This window comes from Wolbachia endosymbiont of Folsomia candida (assembly GCF_001931755.2).
Lineage (GTDB): Bacteria > Pseudomonadota > Alphaproteobacteria > Rickettsiales > Anaplasmataceae > Wolbachia.
In genome coordinates, this window is record NZ_CP015510.2 from 755,506 (window position 1) to 774,351 (window position 18,846).

Consider the following 18,846-nt stretch of genomic DNA (forward strand, 5'->3'; position numbering starts at 1 on the left):
ATGAATAAAAGATTAATATAATATGCTCCTTAAGATTAGTCAAGCCTTATAAAGACTATTTATGCTAAACAAAGGATGTAGGAAATAAAACAAAAAAGTACTAATATATTCTGTATTTTTATTAATAAATAAATTATAAAAAATTTTTAGCAAATGACTTGACTTCCCCCAAAATCGATGGCTTCATGACGACCACTGCAAAAAAAAGCAGGGTAAACAATTGAAAATTTTTAGTCATTAATTAGTAGGTAATTTTTATGAATAATAGCGAAAACGGAAACAATAGAAAAAAAGAACTGGAAACAAGAGTACTATCAAGCAAAGGTAGGTCATTATTTGATCTTGAGCTGGTGGAACTTATTCTATATTCTTCATTCAATAAAGGGGAAAACAAAGAAGTTGCAGAAAAATTATTAAATCTGTTCAAGAGAATTGGTAAGGTGATTAGCGCTGACTTTCATGAATTAAAGAGTGTAACTGGCATGAACGATTCAGCAATTGCAAGTATTATGTGTGTGAGAGAAACAATTGAGAGAATGCTCAGAGAAGACTTGAAAGAGCTTCCAATAGTTGAGAATCAGAAAAAATTGATAGAGTACTTAAAAATAACCATAGCTCAATCAAATAGAGAAAGTTTTCTTGTTCTATATTTAAACAAGAAGTCTCGTATTATCGATGAGTATATTCAGGAGGGAACAGCAGATAAAACACCTCTATATGCGAGAGAAGTAATAAAAAGAGCACTACTAGTAGGAGCAACGGCAATGGTTATAGCACACAACCACTTAGGAAGTGCAAAACCATCACAGCACGATATAAGTTTAACCAAAATCCTATCATTAGCGTGCAGTAGCATGGAGATAGAGTTAATAGACCATATAATTGTGACAGAAAAAAATTACTTTAGATGATATGAATAGTTATTGCTCGGTTGAGAGCATGAGAAGATAATAACTTCTCAGAGTGGATAGGTAGCAGGTTGGGCAAAGCTTGAGGCTCCCTCTGCTTTTATATGCAGTGAAAGAAGACCTCGTACTTTAGATTAACCGCACCTGCCACCGAAAACCATCGTGCGGCCCATAAAATTCGGTGACCGCGTATAGGAGTTTGGATCAACCGGCAATATTCTACTCTGATATATTATTATGCAATTGGAGGAAAAAGTATGCGTTACATTGGAGTTGATTTACATACAAATAGCTTCACTGCCTGTTATTTAGAGCAAGAAAAACCAGAATATATTCGCACGTTTCGCTTGCAGGATATAAACAATTTTATTGAGAATCTTCAGCCAACAGATGAAGTAGCTTTAGAAGCAACAGGTAACAGCTGTTTCTTTTATGATGAAGTGTTACCTTACGTCAAGCGTGTGGTAATAATTGCTCCTTTGCAATTCGAAGTTATTCGCCGTTCTGTACACAAGACAGATAAGCATGATGCAAGAGCTATTGCTTTTTTTCTAAGCAAGGATATGCTGCCTGAAGCAAGATGCAAAAACACACAATATCAGCAATTAGTTTCTCTTCTTAAAACAAGAGAACAGTTAGTAAAATCACGGATATCTTTGATTAACAAAATGCACAGTCTTTTTAATTACCACGGAATAAAAATTAAAAAGGAAGCACTGACAACCAAAACGGGGTTTAAACGTGCTATTCAAAAACATAATTGGTGTCATTTGGAAAAAGTTGAAATTGAAGTGATCAGCTATCACCTAGAAGCTATACGAGAAAGCCTCAAGAAACTTGAAAAGGAAATTGAAACTTTTGTTAAACAGCTTCCTGGATTTTATAATCTCATTAGCATTAAAGGCATTGGTGTAATTTCTGCAGCTGTTTTTATTACAACAATTGGTGATATTAATGACTTTCGCGATCCTGAAAAACTCACTGCTTATTTTGGAGTTGTACCATATGTTTCTCAATCTAATCAACAGTGCACGATTGGAAGGATTACCAAACGAGGGTCGAAAATGGCACGCACTGCTTTAATACAGTGTACTTGGGTTGCTCATGGTTAGAATTAACTGCACCTAAGTCCAGTCGATATTCGGGATACGCTACTATTACTCATCCATTCCATCCATGGAAGGGGAAAAGTTTTCAAATATTATCAACAAAAAACTTTAATAATCGGGATATATTTAGTTTGAAAACGTTGACGCGTGGTACAGTAGGCATTCCACGTGATTGGACAGACAAAGCAGATCCTAATCTTTATCAAACCCTTACTGATTTATCGCCTATTTTATCGTTTTCCCATCTTCAGCAGTTAGTTAAATTAGTTACCAATCTTGATCAAGCTAAAAATAGCAAAGAGGTTGATTAATGACTAACACAGAAACGATTATAGGAAAGAAATTATGCCATTGGAAGGAAAAACCTCCGTAATATCAGTAGATGCTACCAGGATAGCTATTTGTATAGCAAACATGTTGCATGAGTATTTAATAGTGGAACAACAATTGATTAAAACGGAGGATATTAATAATGACAGCACACAAAATTCAGAACCACCATATATTAAAACCAGCATACGTTTATTTAAGGCAATCAACAATGGGACAGGTAAGGCTCAATCAGGAGAGTACTGAAAGGCAGTATAAACTGAAAGATAAAGCGCAACAAATGGGATGGTCTCAGAATGCCATAAGAGTTTTAGATGATGATTTAGGGATTTCAGGAGCTCAAGCTAATAATCGAGAAGATTTTAAAATATTAGTTGCTGATGTATCAATGGGAAAAGTAGGAGCCGTGTTTGTACTGGAAGCGTCGAGATTATCTAGATCTTGCAGTGATTGGCATAGATTACTGGAATTATGTGCTTTAACAGATACATTGATTATAGATGAAGATGGTTGTTACAATCCTAATGACTTCAACGACCAATTGGTACTTGGGCTAAAAGGAACGATATCACACGCAGAGTTGCATTTCATCCGTGCTAGACTTTTAGGAGGTAAGGTAAATAAGGCTAAGAAAGGAGAGCTTCGATTTCCTCTCCCAGTAGGATTTTGCTATGATGATGAAGGTAATACTAGATTTGACGATAATGAGCAAGTAAGAAGTGTGATTCAATTATTGTTTAAAGTATTTAAAGAAAAGGGCAGTGCTTATGGAGTAGTACATCATTTTGGTAAGAACAAAATACAGTTTCCAAAACGAGCATATGGTGGTATTTGGAAAGGAAAGTTAATATGGGGAGCACTGACACATTCTAGGGTATGTTCAGTATTAAAAAACCCTTCTTATGCTGGAGCTTATGTTTATGGTCGCTTTAAATATCAGAAAAAATTATCAAGTACTGGATTGGTCAAGACAACAGTAGTTCGCCTACCGACAGAAGCCTGGCATACAATGATAAAAAACCACCACGAAGGTTATATAACGTGGGAAGAATATGTAGCAAATAAAAAGGTTTTAGCAAATAATCAAACCAGTGGAGAAGAGAATATGCTACCTACAGCAGTACGAGAAGGATTGGGATTATTGCAGGGATTATTAATTTGTAGTTACTGCGGCTGTCGTCTTACTGTAAGGTATAAGAGCAAAGGTGGTGTTCTTGCTGTTTATGAATGTAATTGGAAAAAGAAGTGGGGAGAAGATAGTAAGAGTTGTTTTTCTGTTTATGGAAATCCTCTGGATGAAGCTATCGTAAAAAGAGTATTGGAAGTCATGGAACCTGCGCAAATTGAGATTGCCGTAAAAGCATTTGAAGAATTGGAGCAACGAGGTCACATGCTAGATAAACAATGGCAAATGCAGATAAAAAGAGCAGATTATGAAGTACAACTGGCACAGAGACGTTATGAAGAAGTAGACCCATCAAATCGCCTAGTAGCTGGAACATTGGAGAAACGTTGGAACGAAGCTTTAATAGCATTGGAAGAAGCACAGAATCAATATGATGAATATAAGAAAAATGATGTACTTACAGCTACAAAACAACAAAAAGAGAAAGTGTTGGCACTAGCTCAGGACTTACCACGCTTATGGAATGCAGAATCAACAAGTGCAAGAGATCGAAAGCGTATTTTACGACTTCTAGTTAAGGATATTACTGTTGAAAAACTACGTAGTGAACAAAAAGCAGTACTACATATACGCTGGCAAACAAATGCTATAGAGGACTTAGAGGTGCAATTGCCAAAAAAATCCTATGACAGATGGAGGCATTCAGATGATATAATTGATCGGATAAGACAGCTATCGAAAACAATGACTGATGAACAAATTATTAGTTTGTTAAACCAAGAGGGGCTGACAACAAATAAAGGTAATCCTTTTACTATAAAAAGTATGAAATGGATTCGATTTAAACATAAGATCCCAGCACTATGTAATCAAAAATCTGAAGAAGAGTTATCAGTGAAACAAGTTGCAGAAAAATTCAATGTCAGTCATTACGTAGTACGTTATTGGATTGAACGTAAGTTTATTAATGCACGACGTATTGGTGAAAGGTTCTGGATATCGATAAGTTTAGAACAAGAACTGGAGTTAAAAAAACGTATTGAGAGCTCTTCTAAAATAGCAATTGCAAGGTTGAAATCACAAAAACAAATTGAAGGAGGTGTATTATGAAGTTATCGTGCTATACGTTATAGTCCTTACTTGAAAAGTTTCTATGAAAATGTGAAAAAAAGGCGTGGTTCTGCTAAGGCCATTATTGCTACTGCTAGGAAATTCCTGACAACCATTTTCTATACGCTTAAAAAGAACTGGATTTTTAAAGATTTCACAAAATTTGAATTTTTTATTGGATAATAATCGTGAAGGAAAATATGGAACCTTAGTTTTATAAGCTAATGAATATGTGCATAAGTACTTAAAATATGTGGGGACATACTTATACACATATTCATTAGCTACATTAATTTAAAAAAGATTAATTAAAAACTTGGTGTTTTTGTTGCCAATGAAACAACTTTTGATTGAATCAGATGGCACAGTAATAAATAAAAAATTGTATTAGAGCTGAATTTTATATCAGAAAATGTTTTGGGTAATGCAAAAAATCATTATTGACTTTTATGCAATTTAGAGCTGCTGAGAAATTGCTGACAGAAATTTTCTACACACTTAAAAATAACTGGGTTTTTAAAGATTTTACAAAATATGAAATTTATAATTGACAACAATCATAGGAGCTTTGCTGAGAGCCCTCTAATCTCAACGATAAATCTTCCACTATTTAATGTTATTTTACCAAAAGTTCCTGAATATAGATTCATTGTCCCTTGACTTAAGTTTTTATAATTTACAAGAAAAATTTCAATATTTGCAAAGTCATATTTGCCTGATAAAACATCTTCTTGCTTAATGTCATCACTATTTAATATTCCTTCAATTTCTAGATTATCGCTTTTTAAGTTGGTATTTAGTATTATGCTACTTGCTGTAAATCCGCTTGAAGATTTATACATTACATTATCGATATTTAAGTCTTCATCATAGTCAGTGAATCCCATTATTTTTTCACTGGCAAGTGTTAATTTCCAGCATGTAGAAACAGTAAGTAATTCTTCAGATAAGTGATTTTTTAGTGTTGTTTGCATAGTTGCCTCCTAATTTTTATGGTTAAAATAGATAAATTTTTTCTGTCGTCCTATATAGGATCCAGTTTAAAGAAAATTCCTGGATTTTACTGTTATGTGCGCAAATATCTAGAAGGGAAGGGGGAGGATAAATCTGAACCCTAACTTAGCCAATAAGGAAGGCACGTAGATTTTGCTTCCATACGACATAGAATTAAAAAGACAGGACAGTATTTTTGGAATTGTATCTAGTATTATGAGGTTAGTCTAAACTCTCAGTATATTTATAGTCGTATATTTGGAATCTTGGAAGTAATTTTATTCAAGTAAATGCTATTTTTGGTAAAAGTGAATGTTCAAAAGTCATAATTCTTGATTGTAACGTTTGTATAATTGTGTACTTGATGATGTGTTCTATGGATAAAAATGTTTTAATGAGTTTTATGAACAAATGTTTATTGAAAAATTAAAAAGAATGTTGTATAATTAATGTAAATTTTCTTGGTTAAATATATGGAACACGCAAGAATTAATGTGACTTTTAATCCAGAAACTTCACAGCATCTTACTGAATTAGCTAAAGTTACTAATCTGTCTGTACAAGAACTAGCAGAAAAGTTGATGCAAGAAGCAATTGCATTTGAGGAAGAAGATATTGCGTTATCTAAAATTGCTAATGAGCGTGATGTTCCAGGTGCAAAGATGATAAGAAGTGGTGATGTGGACTGGGGTAAAATATTATCTGCAAGGACGATTAAAAATGGGGACATAAACTGAAATATGATATTATCTATTTAGAAAAAGTTCTTGAGAAGGATTTTCTTATTTTACCACCAACAATAAGGTTAAGAGTTAAAAAAGCTATAGATGAGCGGCTTAGAATTGACCCAATTGGCCTTGGTGAGCCATTGCGCCATAGCTTTAAAGGGCACAGAAGATTAAGAGTAGGCGATTATCGGATTCTTTATAGGATAGATAAATTGGAACACACAGTAATTATCACAGAAATAGGGCACAGAAAAGATATTTATGAATAAAGCTAGGTGTTTGTACAGTTATGTGCTTGACACCATTAGGTGTTTTTAGCTATTTACCATATTATTTTAGTTTTTATTAAATAATGCAATGTAAAAAGGTTGTTTATGCATTATGAATAATATATTATGGTAAAAATGAACAATATTGATAGTTTGCAAGCTTTATTTCATTTAATCACTGGAAGTAATAGTAAAGAAGAAATTTTGAAAATCATTCGTCAAAGAAAAATCAATATTGATGCTCAAGATGAGAAAGGAAATAGCTTATTACATCATGCAGCAAAAGAGGGACGTATTACTGAAGTTGAGTTGCTTTTAGAATTAGGTATTTATACTGCGCTAAGGGATACAGACGGAAAAGTCGCTTTGGAGATCCTACTAGATAATATTCAGGATGTTAACAGTAAAACTATAGAGATAGTTCAGATCTTACTAGAGTGTGCAGCAATAGATTTCGAAGAAGACTGCATAGTTGATGGAATTGATAATAAATTACAATTTGGTAAAAATTTTCTAGAATATGCAGTAGTGAGTAATGATGTAAAATTTGCCAAGTTACTAGTAAAATGTGGAGCGAAAACAGGCATTAGCACAAAAAACAAACAAGGGAAAAACTTGTTAATTCAGTTAATAGAGGCTGAAGGCATAGATAAAGAGAGAATTAAACGTGATTCTAAATCTTCATGTGAATCACATTTCTCTACGTTTGATAATTCGTTTATAAAATTACTGATCGAAAGGGGATTAGACATAAATGACCGCGATGGGTGTAAATTGACTGCATTACATCAAGCTGTCAGTTATGGCTTTGATATAAACACCATTGAATTGCTTTTAGAGCTTGGTGCTGATGTTAATGCCAAGGACGAAGACGGAGTTACTCCATTGCACATAGCTGCTTCACTTGGAGGGGACAATAAAGAGCTAATAAATTTACTCATAGATTATGGTGCAGATATTAATGCAAGAACTACTACACTTGGACATGATGCAATTCATGTAGCAATAAAGTGTAATAATATAGAGAATATAAGAGTTCTGCTGAAAAGAGGAGCAAATATAGAATCTAAAGATAAAAATCAATTTACACTGTTACTAACAGCTATTGATTCTTACTTAAATTTTTATAAGGACATGGCAACTAATGGACCCGATGTTATAAAATACTTACTCAGTAAAAATGCTGATATTGCTGCAGAGGATATAAATGGTCAGACTGGTTTGTTTTACCTTGCCAGAGCAAATGATTTACCAGTAACAAAACTGCTTATCGATAAATACAATGGAAACACGAAAAAACTTATCAATAAAAAAAGTAAGGTGGGATATGACGCTGTTGACGTCGCACTTGAACAAGATAACAAAAAATTTATTTCACTTTTAATTTCGTTGGGTGCAGATGTTGATGGAATTGATTTGAGTGGAGGTACTAGACTCCATAGGGCAATAATGGATGATAATGCTTGTGAGGTGGAATTACTGTTATCGCTTAAAGCAAGCGTAAATGCTAAAGACAACAATGGAAACACTCCATTACATATAGCAATACAAGAAGCAAGCAGTCCAAAAATAGTAAATATGCTACTCAAAAAAGGAGCAGATATAAACATTTGCAATCTTAAAGGTATAGATCCCATAGGTGAATTGTGTTGTAAAATGCAAAATCCAAACAATAAACAAAATAAACTTCAAAATAATCTTAATGAATGCTTCATGAGGCACATACAGGACCAATACAATAAAGATTACTTGCATTACTTTCAGCTCAGTGGCGGAATATACTTAACAGGAATAGCTTATATGCTTCTTTTTGTTAGCACTTTACCACTAGTGATTACAGCAATAGTGCTGTTTGCTGGAGCAGTAATGCTATCGTCGTGCTTTAATCAATGGAAAAGCTCAGAATCACACTACAGAAAAGTAGAGCATAGACTGCAAGAAGTTACGAGTAGGGCAGTGATAGCTACAGCAGCAAGCTTTGGAGAAAACGAAAAGGTTGATTGTAATCAGAATTTTGAGTGTATACCTGATCAAAATTTTAGGCATCCACCTAGTAAGAAACTAGAAGAAGTAGAAATAGAGAATATAAGTCAAGCTAATATACGACAAATAGTCGCTGGATGAAAACGAAATTAAATACATTTTTAATATTTTTATAGAAATCTATGAACATAGATTTTATATTATGCTATAATGACCATCTTCAAACGTTTAACGCTCTTTTGTATTATTTTTATTACTTCCTGTACACACCTTACTACTAAACAACACAATAAGGAATATGCTAATATAGATAATGAGGATCATTATCATGATAAAAGTGCGCATGATTCTTTACTTGGGCAATATAAAAATAATTTACCTCTTTTGGAGGATAATGAACCTGCAGTGCCAGAAATTATACCTTTACCAATAGAGTTTCCTGATCTTACAACTAGTAGTCAGCTTATTTCTATTAATGTCAGTGAAGAGGTATCAGTAAAGGACCTATTGGTTGAAATAGGAAAGCTTTCTGATATTAACTTGGATATAGATCCAAAGGTCTCAGGTAACATTATTTTAAAACTTAAAGACAAGAATATAAATGAGGTGATTAAAAATATAGCTCAAAGTGCTAAGCTACGCTATTCAGTGGAAAACGATGTAATTAGAATTGAACAGGATCTGCCATATGCACAAAATTATTATGTGGACTTCCTTAATATTCAACATTCTGCGCAAAGTAGTTTTGTTATAAGTAACAATATTAATGATAGTGAAGGAAATAGAAATGATAAAGGCTCTAATAATGTTATGAGCTCTAAGTATAGTAGTGATTTATGGAATTCCCTAGAAAAAGGCTTGAATACAATAATGGATGTTAACGGAGTAGATGACGGTGAATTCCTTTCATCCAACAAAGAAACAGGCGTTATCATTCTCAACGCTAGGAAGGGTATTCATAAAGCTGTTGAAGAGTATGTTAATAAAGTCAAAGAGCTAGCATCTTCTCAAGTAATGATAGAAGCGAAGGTAGTTGAAGTTGTGTTGGATGACAAATATCTTTCTGGCGTTAACATGAATGATTTACGTGATAGTGCCAGATCTACAATTAATCAAGATAATTCTCTTGTTAACCTAGCAATGAACTTTGGTGATGGTAATTTAGGAAATTTGGTAAAAAATTTAGATAAATTTGGCACTTCAACTGTAATCTCAAGCCCTAGAGTACATGCTATAAATAATCAGCAAGCAATGATTTCATTTACTAAAAACCATATCTATTTTACTTCTGATATGCAAAAAAGTACTAATCATGTTTTAATCACTAAAATGAACAGCATACCAATAGGTATTGTGCTAATAATCCATCCAAGCATTAATATTGATACTAACGAAATATTTATGGATATACACCCAACTTTATCAAGAATTAATGGCTACACTAAAGATCCAGGTATAGAGCATATTGCACAGCAGAGTAAAACGAAATTAAATAGCGATATCCCAATTGTTGAAATCAGAGAAATGAACTCAATGCTAAAAATTAAGAGTGGTGAAATTATGGTAATCGGCGGACTCATAGAACATAGAGAAGATAAGCAAAGTTTTAAAGCTACTTTGCGTCAGAAGTCAAAAAGACTAGCGAATAACATTAGAACAGTAGAAACAGTCATCTTTTTAAAGGCAACAATCGTTCCAACGTTTGGTTTGCTAGATAAAAAAGATAAAAACTTGTATGTGTTAAATCATTAGACGTTCAACATCACTTCTGGTGTCATTCCAGCGCGTGACGCTGGAATCTATCTATTTTTTCTGGATCCCAATGTCAAGCACACAAGTGTACGAACTTCTAGTTTTATGCGCAAGTCGTTGATGTCATTCCAGTGCTACGACACTGGAATCTAGTCTTTTTACTTAATAATTTCATCATATAAACCTTTTGCAGTTATATAAACATAATAGTTTTTCATATATAATGAATAAATTTACTGGATCCCAGTGTCGGAGCACTGGGATGACACCCTTAGTTGATACTTAATACCTGTCTTATCGCTTTACGGGATATTCGTACAGTTGTGTATCCGCTACTCGAATGACAGGTAGAGTTGTGTCTAGTTTCAACTTAACGTCATAGTAATACAATGAAACCCTCTGCAACTGTGGCATCTATAATCCCATTGTTCCAGTTTTTTGTGACAACCTTTGCACTTCCAGGATGGGTCAGGCAAAGCTTCAGTATTGGCTTTATTTAGCCACTCTATTGCTTTGTCTTGCTCGTGCAATATAACCTTGAGATGTATCATGAGAAGGTAGACTGAGATATAGTTAGCTTTTTTTATAGCAGTGTCTAAATGTTGATTTGCAAGGTCATATTTACCTTTAGCGATAGCAGATGACGCAAGTAAAAAGTGGCTGAAATAGTAATCAGGGCGTAAACTGCATAGCCTTTCTGCTTTGTCGTGGTTCAAGCTAATATAAAGATTAGCTGCCTGCGCAGTTGGGCTTATTTCATACTCTGCTTCTAGCACAGCAGAAGCCTTTCTGATTTTTCCAAGTTTAATATATAATTCTGCCTTTAAATAATTTACAGGCTGAAAAGCTGCATAACAACTTTGCGCTCTGAATAAAGACTTTATAGCCTCTTTGAAATTCCCTTTGTTTTCATATTGCCTTGCCAAAGCGCAGTAAAACACAGCAAACATCTCTTTATGATCAAATGGAAGAAAAATATTGAGTTTAACGGCTTCTTTTAGCTTAAAAATTGCATTAGTCCAATCTTCTTTTAATATGCAATGTTCTATTTGAAAAGGAATAGATAATATTTTATCGTTAATTGAGCTAGAACAATGCTCTATAAACTTTTGAAAAACTACTTCTTCCTGTTTTAGATGTACAATCAGCTTATTGGCTAGAAGTATAGCTAAATTACGGTTCTTATTTGCAATATTCGTTAAACTGCTGCTGAAAAGACTGTAATTTCCTGTTTTACCTTCATTGAAAGTTTTAACTAAGGATAGTCTATCGCTTTCCTCCGTTAGGTTTTTGACCAGCCTTTGAGTGTTTTCTATATCGCCGAAATCTATGCTAAAAAACGCTTCAAATAAAAGCAATTCTTCTTTGTCTCTTCTTCTATTTCTTATATTAGCAAAAGTTGATAATATAGAGGAAAAAAAGCGCGTAAGTATAATCGATAAAAATAATAAAACTACGAAAGTAAAAATAATGAAATATAGATCAATATTTATAGTGTAACTGCCTAATTCCAATTTTAACACTTCACCGCTTACTTTGACCCATATACCAAATAAAAATGAAAGAGCAAAAATTATAAAATAAATCATGAGATATACTGTAATAAATGGTGATATATTATTGAAATATTCTTAGAGGCTATAACAAAGTCATTTAACTTATTTAGCCAAGGCTTGAATTCTGGATTAGTTAAACTGCTTAGCGTAGTAGCTACGCTCTGCCAGTCCATTTCACTTATTGATTCTTCAATTTCTGCAAATTTTACCCTCAATAGATCATTTTTGTTTTTTACTTTTACCCAATTTGAAATGAATTTTTTAAATAATGTACTTTTATTATAGTCAATAGTATCAATTGTTTTCTCAAAAGATATTCTGAGTTCAGATAAAGTACTTATTTCTTTCAAGTTTTCCAATTCATTTACTGCATTTTCTATCTCTGGGTCGTCAAGTTCTGATATCAAAGGCTTTACCCCATTAATATGATTATCAAATTTTGCTTCTTGTAATAATGAGTTCTTCATTTTAACTACAAGTAATAACAATTTTGCAAGATTCTTATACCTTGTGCTACCATCACCTATTTGCTCACATTGATTATGCAGGCTTCTCTTGAAGTCAAATATCTTCTTTTCTATTCTGGACTGATTCATCTCAAGCAACATTCTAAATTCATCCATGCTTTCTGACAAAGCCTTCAAATTATTTTCACTCTCTTGGCTGTTTACTTTTAAGAGTACTATGTTATTTACTGTCATATAACCGGTAAACAATAACATAATTAAGAACCAAGCTATGTATTTTTGCTGAGTTTCATTCATAACGTAGTATCTCCGCGGGATCTTGTGCAGCTGCCTGTAATGCAGGAGCAATTGTCGCTAAAAACGATAAAAACAATGCAAGTGCAGAAATATTTATTACATCTTGAGGAATCAATATCACAGGTAAACTTGAAAAAAAGTATATCATAGGATCAAAAAGTTTAACATTAGTAATACTTTCCAAGAATACTCTAATATTTTCAATATTCAGAGAAAAAACGACACCTATAATGCAGCCAAAGCACGTTCCTGCAAAGCCGATTAATAGACCACAAATACAAAATATGCGCATAATGCTACCATTTGTTGCGCCAAATGTACGCATAATTGCAATTGCAGATTTCTTTTCTTGCACTATCATCATTAAATTCGAGATAATATTAAACGCTGCTACCACTATAATCAAAGTGAGAATTAAAAACATCACATTTCTTTCGGTTTTTAAAGCATTAAAATAGTGGCTTTGTTGCATTTCCCAGCTTTCAGCTTCCATTCCTGTTTCTTTTTCTATAATTTTTGCGAGTTTGCCGGATTTAGTAATATCATTCACAAATATTTCTATGTTTTTTATACTATCTTTATAATTAAAAAAGGCCTGTGCTGATTTTAGAGGCATATATATTAAGGTACTGTCATATTCAAACATACCCATATCAAATATTCCAACAATTTTATACTTTTTCATTCGCGGCATTTCGCCAAGCAGCGCATCAAACCCTTCAGGTGATATAAGCGTAATTTTGTCGCCATAGTCAATATTCAAATTTTCTGCTAAGCGTGCCCCTATTATTACCCCTTCATCAAAATTTTTCACATCACCTACAATAACATTGCTTGTAAGAGCAGTATTACTGAGTAGATCCTCAATTGCTACACCTCGAACTACGCTGCCAGCAATGTTGCCATTTGCTGAAATGATGATTTGATCGTGAGTCATGGGAGTGGCTTTTAATACGCCTGGAATTTTCTCAATGGATTGTGAAACTGCACCATAATCTGGATTTATATTTTTATCAAAATACACGTTGATGTGTCCATCAATACCAAGTATCGAATCAAGTAACTTTGCCCTAAACCCATTCATCACAGACATTACTACTATTAATGTTGCAACCCCAAGCGCAATGCCAATAATAGAAAATAACGTCATTATGGAACAAAATCTTATGTTTTTTGCCCGCAGATAACGAACAGCCATAGTAAGTTCAAATGCAATGGACATTAGTTATTTTTACTATAAATCAAGATTGATTATAAGATATCTTTAGAAAAGCACAAAGCTTTGCTTCATGCTTTTTCTGTTGAAGCGAGCTCCCTATTAAAGGGAGCTGCTATGAAAATCTAAGAATATCAGTAATTTAAGCGGGAAATGCAGCCAAAGGTTGTGACTTTCCATGCTTTTCATTTGCTATTTTATCCATTGCAGTATCTGGAACTTCTTGAGATTTATGATATGCTCCACCAATACACATTACTAATCCAATCGAAACACCAATGAAAATAGGAATAGGATTTAAAAGTGCTATAGTAAGAATACCGCTTACTAGCAATGTTGCACCACCAATAAGACAAATTCCTACCCCCTGCCTTTCCTGAATTTCTTTTATTATATTTTTATTATCTTTTTTAGCTAATTCTCGAGCTTGCTCATCGCCTATCAACAATATTTGCATCCAACCGCTTTGAAAAAGAGCAGGATCTTCCTTATATTGATTTAAAAGGCCATTAGCATGTTTGCTGTCTCCCTTTAAAACATCGAAGAATATGTCGTTTGCTATACTACTTGGGAATTTTTCAGATCCATTGTCACCATTAAGAGATGTATGCGGTTTGCCATCTTTACCTGAGTGACCAGAAACTTTAGCTTCATCTGGCTTTATTACGTTTTTTGGAGCTTCTATTATATTCCTTCTACCAGAAGAATTACCAGAATCTCCAGCTTTACCATGGTTGTGAGGAATGGCATTATTTTCCCTGCTGGCAGAAGGCTGTTGAACACCTTGCGCTTTTGCACGTTGATTTGGCAATTGATGTAAAGCTTGAAATTTGATAGCATTATTCACTGCGCTCTCACCTGGAATTGAAATCCCTAAGTCATCCATTTTTTGTTTAATTTTCTGAGCAAGCTCTGTATTGCCTTTTTTCTCAGCATAACTGAATGCCATATACTTTTCAGCTTTGCCACTTTCATCTTGCACTTCTAACTCTTCCATAAGAAGGTATATAAGAATAGCTTCGACTGCTTCATCTGAAGCAGTATTAACAGCTAAAATAGTATTAGCAGCATTTATATTACCACAGTCAATAGCATAAGTCAAAACCGTGTGAGTGTTGCCTTTATCATCATTGACTTTAAAATCTCTTAAAACATCTTGTATTCCATCTCTTTCTAATATGCTTACAATGCAGTTGTTACTTTTTATTGCATCTACTAGATCATTAAACAAGACATTTTTATCTATATTCCCTGCTTCACCATTACCAGAGCCTCCTACAACGACAGAAGGAGAGCCTTGACTGTCATTTTGATCTAATTTTTGATCGTAGAATGGCAATGCACGCAAGCCAGCTGCCCTTTCTTCCACTGTAGATCCATCACGTAATTCTTCCGTTTTTGTTTTGATTTTCTCAATCAAAGACTCAAAAGCTTTAATGAGATTATCGGTTTTCTCATCTTTATTTTGACCAGTATAGCGAATTTTTTTAGCTTGAGCATAATTCAATGCTAAAATCTCCTTTACACCATCTTTAAATAGTATCTTTGACTTTGTCTCAAGGAGTTTTTTAAGAGTATCATGATTTGCAGTTTCTAAAATAAACTTAGCAGCTTTTATATTATCATGGTCAATAGCATGAACAAGAAGTGTCCTATAAGTATTATCATTTCCAACTGGTATCGTCATTAAAGCTTCTTGTATATGTGGGTTTTTGCTATTAAGTATACCTCTAACATCATCGTTCCTTCCTTCGCTTATTGCATATGCTAGCGCATATTCTAGTTTCTCAAGCGTTAAATTATCATAGTTTTTCACACTTACTTCTTCATCATCACCAGAGCCTCCTCCAACAATAGGAGAACCTTGAATATCTAAGGAAGTCGCCTCTGCATCGCTTAGCATTATAATACTAGGAGAATTGGAGCCAGAGTCAGAAATGTCACTCCTTGCATCATCTCTTCCAAATGCTTCCTTTGTTGCTTTGATTTTCACAACCAAGGGGACAAATTTTTCAATGAGCTTGCTGTTCTTATCCGCATTTTTGCGAAGATTCTTTAATGTAATATCAGCATAATCCGACACTGAAAGATATCTCGGTACACCTTTAAGTTGTATCTCTAGTGTCATATTAAGGAGATTGTTAAGAGCATCCTGATTTTCGGTGCTTAAAATATCCTTGATAGCTTCTATAGCATAATAGCGAATAGCACAAGTCAAAAGCGTGTGAATCTCTTTTGTCCCATCGTCGTCATTTACTTCGAACAGCATACCAAAAGCCTTTTGTAAATGATCGCTTTTTAATATATCTTTAATGCCTTGACGATTGTATATTGCAGTTACTAATTGATCAAACAAACTCATATCTCCTACTCCATTTTAAAATAAATATAATGTAATTATTATATATTCTTATTAAGAAGTCAATTGTAAAAGTTAATGTCTTTTTTATCATCTGAGTATTTGGATTCACTTTTTTGTACTATGATTTTATGGTAAAGGCATAGGATCCAGTGAAAAAAAAGCCATGAATTCCATATGCTTTCTTTCATGTCAAACGAATTATTCGACTAAATTACGATTAAATGGTTGATTATTTGTATGGATATTTTTATTTTCCAAGCGGTTTGCCTGTTGTCACTTTTTGTTGCTAGTTTTATTGACTGATAAAGGTGAAGGAAGCAATAGTGGATGGGCTATTGCTTCTTTGTATAAAAAGCTAAAAATTAAAATGTTATTTCACCGGCAGGAGGAATATAGTTTTCCTCAAGCTCTGCTATTCTATCATCAAAATCAGTGCTTTTTGTATCTACATCTTGTGAGAGTTTATTAATGAGTTCATTAAATTCAGTGTTTTTTGTATCTACATCTTGTGTGAGTTTACTAATGAGTTCATTAAGTCCAGAATAATTAGTTCCTAATGTAGATTTTATTTCTCCATGGATTTTCTCAAGTTGTGGTATTAATTCTTCATTTATTTGACTTGCTATTTTAGCATTAAATGCTTCCATGTGCGTTAAGAGCGCTCCTGCTTTAAAAATTTCTTTCAAACCCAATTTTGTTGCATTATCTAATGATATCTTCCCTTCGTTCAGAAGTAATGTTTTATCTGCTTCATCTTCAATCATCTCGATGTTATTTTTTGCATTCTCTATTTCTCTCTTGGGAACCGGCACTGTGATTGCTGGTTTGGTAAATATTATTGATCTTGATGTGCCGTTCTCTCCTTGTAACTTGCTATCTGATGAAATTGATTCTTCGGTTTTACTATTGTGTGACAGCATAATGAATACCATAGTTGATAATATATTACTATTTTATCATAAAATATTTAATTTTCTATAAAGTATATATTATATTTAATTTTTGTATTAAAAGATAAAGAAGGATACTAAGGGTGTAACGTTTTGTCCTTCTTTAGTGTATATATTAAATTAGATAATTAGATAAAAGAGTACTCAGAGTTATTATCCTCTGCCATAGTACCTGTCATTGAAAAATAAGTCATCTCACCAGCAGGTCTTATCATATTATCGTTAATATAATTAACATTATCTATAATCAAATCAAGCTTTTCTTCGGATTGTGAACCACATTTTTTAAGCATGTTTAGCATATTTGTAACAGCTACAACAACTTTCGACTTCGTTTTATCTTCTAGCGAGTCAATATTTTTTAATACATAATCAATAGTATTCTCAAAGCTTGCTCGACCAGACTGAGAAGAATATTCAGCAATAACTGGAAGTTCGCTATTTATTGTATCTAGTTGGTTTACAATACTGTCAAGGCTTTTTGCTAAATGACACTTACTAAATTCTTCTTTCACCTCTGACAACACCTTTTCTATAAGAGGTTCTTCCTCCTGGAGTTCTCTCATACCCTTTTGAAGTTTTAACAATTTTTCCAATGCAGTTGTTTTCTCTTCCATTACTTCCTTGAGTTTCTTCTCCAAAGTCGCTTTCATTTCTTCTTTTTCTTCAATTAATTTATCTTTTACCTCTTTAAGCGCTTCGCCTTTTTCATAGCTTTCTAGTTTTGCACGTATCAATTCATTCGTAGCTAGTTTTGAAGGTAAATTACCATCTTTGGATTCTATAATATCAGCATTCTTTCTAATCAGTAGTTCAGCTATTTCTTGATAACCTTTTTTAGCTGCCCAGTGTAGCATTGTATATCCTTGCTTATCTATTGCATTAATATCAGCACCATTCTTAATAAGAAAATCAACCATTTTTACATCTTTAGCCCAGTGTAATGGTGTATACCCTTTGTTATCTATTGCATTAATATAAGTACCATGTTCAATCAGTGACTTTACTACTGCTTGATAACCATGCTCAACTGCCTGGTATATGTCAATATGTTGAATCAATAAATTTTCTATTTCCTTGCATTGTTTCTCAATTGCATATTGCAAAGGTATATAGCCACTATCATCTTTAGCATTAATATCAGCCCCCTTTTCTATTAGGAATTTAGCTACTTCTACACGACATTCTTTTGCTGCAGCATGTAGTGGTGTAAAATCATTGTGATCTTTAGCGTTAACATTAGCACCGTGCTTAATAAGAAGACCAGCTACTTCCTTATTGCCAGACAGGTGTAGTGGTGTATATCCACCTTTCCCTTTAATATTAACATCAGCATTATGAAGTGTCAATACGTCTACTATCTCTTTATTTCCTTGTGCAGATGCACAATGTAGTGCTGTATATTCCGTCTTAGCTATAGAATTCTTAGCTATAGCATTAACATCAGCACCTTTATCTATAAGAAACAAAATCGTTTTTATATTTTGAGCCCAGTGTAGTGGTTGATTGCCATATCCATCATCAGTATTAGGGCCAATCTTATAATAAAGAAATGTTTCATTTTCATAAAAACGTGATAAATCGTATCCCTGTCTGACTCCAGCGAAAAATGCTGCTCGAACTCCCCAGTAATCTGAAGGATAAGAAGTATGTATTGGCATGTCATAATTTGGGCAATATCTCATATAAT

Annotated in this window: 14 protein-coding genes and 2 pseudogenes; 9 read left to right on the plus strand and 7 right to left on the minus strand. The window is 33.5% G+C overall.

Annotation, left to right across the window (positions count from 1 at the left end; genetic code table 11):
- Positions 1 to 257: 257 nt before the first annotated feature.
- The 5 genes and pseudogenes from ASM33_RS03460 to ASM33_RS03480 all read left to right on the plus strand — a co-directional run.
- Entirely contained in the window at positions 258 to 911 is a 654-nt protein-coding gene (locus ASM33_RS03460; protein ID WP_110410360.1) for a JAB domain-containing protein, read from the plus strand.
- Positions 912 to 1,165: 254 nt separating this feature from the next.
- Positions 1,166 to 2,011 (plus strand): annotated as a pseudogene (locus tag ASM33_RS03465) (IS110 family RNA-guided transposase); the annotation flags it as partial.
- Entirely contained in the window at positions 1,996 to 2,328 is a 333-nt protein-coding gene (locus ASM33_RS03470) for a DUF5372 family protein (RefSeq protein ID WP_110409270.1), read from the plus strand. The pseudogene ASM33_RS03465 and the gene ASM33_RS03470, both read left to right, overlap by 16 nt.
- A 161-nt stretch (positions 2,329 to 2,489) precedes the next feature.
- On the plus strand, positions 2,490 to 4,583 hold the full coding sequence (locus tag ASM33_RS03475; protein ID WP_110409269.1) for a recombinase family protein: 2,094 nt from the start codon (positions 2,490 to 2,492) through the stop codon (positions 4,581 to 4,583).
- A 9-nt stretch (positions 4,584 to 4,592) separates the two neighbouring features.
- Positions 4,593 to 4,766 (plus strand): annotated as a pseudogene (locus ASM33_RS03480) (IS110 family transposase); the annotation flags it as partial.
- A 374-nt stretch (positions 4,767 to 5,140) separates the two neighbouring features.
- Here the strand turns inward: ASM33_RS03480 and ASM33_RS03485 are convergent.
- Positions 5,141 to 5,557, minus strand: coding sequence for a DUF2163 domain-containing protein (locus ASM33_RS03485; RefSeq protein ID WP_218937013.1), 417 nt, complete (start codon positions 5,555 to 5,557; stop codon positions 5,141 to 5,143).
- Positions 5,558 to 6,049: 492 nt separating this feature from the next.
- On the opposite strand from ASM33_RS03485, the gene ASM33_RS03490 reads away from it, so the two are divergent.
- The 4 genes from ASM33_RS03490 (at position 6,050) to ASM33_RS03505 (ending at position 10,308) form a co-directional block, all read left to right on the plus strand.
- Positions 6,050 to 6,313, plus strand: coding sequence for a hypothetical protein (locus ASM33_RS03490; protein ID WP_110410359.1), 264 nt, complete (start codon positions 6,050 to 6,052; stop codon positions 6,311 to 6,313).
- Positions 6,314 to 6,324: 11 nt separating this feature from the next.
- Positions 6,325 to 6,573: a type II toxin-antitoxin system RelE family toxin gene (locus tag ASM33_RS03495; protein ID WP_338063662.1), complete on the plus strand. Its 249-nt coding sequence runs from the start codon at positions 6,325 to 6,327 to the stop codon at positions 6,571 to 6,573.
- Positions 6,574 to 6,708: 135 nt separating this feature from the next.
- Positions 6,709 to 8,697, plus strand: coding sequence for an ankyrin repeat domain-containing protein (locus ASM33_RS03500; RefSeq protein ID WP_162297603.1), 1,989 nt, complete (start codon positions 6,709 to 6,711; stop codon positions 8,695 to 8,697).
- A gap of 69 nt (positions 8,698 to 8,766) precedes the next feature.
- Positions 8,767 to 10,308, plus strand: coding sequence for a type II secretion system protein GspD (locus tag ASM33_RS03505; protein ID WP_110410356.1), 1,542 nt, complete (start codon positions 8,767 to 8,769; stop codon positions 10,306 to 10,308).
- Positions 10,309 to 10,673: 365 nt separating this feature from the next.
- Here the strand turns inward: ASM33_RS03505 and ASM33_RS03510 are convergent, their stop codons facing one another.
- From ASM33_RS03510 to ASM33_RS03535, 6 genes are all read right to left on the minus strand, one after another.
- Positions 10,674 to 11,897 carry a heme biosynthesis protein HemY gene (locus tag ASM33_RS03510; protein WP_110410355.1) on the minus strand — a complete coding sequence of 408 codons (1,224 nt, stop codon included), beginning with the start codon at positions 11,895 to 11,897 and terminating at the stop codon, positions 10,674 to 10,676.
- Entirely contained in the window at positions 11,894 to 12,628 is a 735-nt protein-coding gene (locus ASM33_RS03515; protein WP_110410354.1) for a hypothetical protein, read from the minus strand. Before ASM33_RS03515 ends, ASM33_RS03510 begins: the two co-directional genes overlap by 4 nt.
- Positions 12,621 to 13,850: a lipoprotein-releasing ABC transporter permease subunit gene (locus ASM33_RS03520; RefSeq protein ID WP_110410353.1), complete on the minus strand. Its 1,230-nt coding sequence runs from the start codon at positions 13,848 to 13,850 to the stop codon at positions 12,621 to 12,623. Before ASM33_RS03520 ends, ASM33_RS03515 begins: the two co-directional genes overlap by 8 nt.
- Positions 13,851 to 13,986: 136 nt before the next feature.
- A complete protein-coding gene (locus tag ASM33_RS03525; protein WP_110410352.1) occupies positions 13,987 to 16,206 on the minus strand; it encodes a hypothetical protein in 2,220 nt (739 codons plus the stop codon).
- Positions 16,207 to 16,568: 362 nt separating this feature from the next.
- The gene (locus ASM33_RS03530; protein WP_112477202.1) at positions 16,569 to 17,126 is read right to left on the minus strand and encodes a prefoldin domain-containing protein; all 558 of its coding nucleotides are present in this window, start codon (positions 17,124 to 17,126) and stop codon (positions 16,569 to 16,571) included.
- A 158-nt stretch (positions 17,127 to 17,284) separates the two neighbouring features.
- The gene (locus ASM33_RS03535; protein WP_110410350.1) at positions 17,285 to 18,841 is read right to left on the minus strand and encodes an ankyrin repeat domain-containing protein; all 1,557 of its coding nucleotides are present in this window, start codon (positions 18,839 to 18,841) and stop codon (positions 17,285 to 17,287) included.
- Between the last annotated feature and the right edge of the window lie 5 nt (positions 18,842 to 18,846).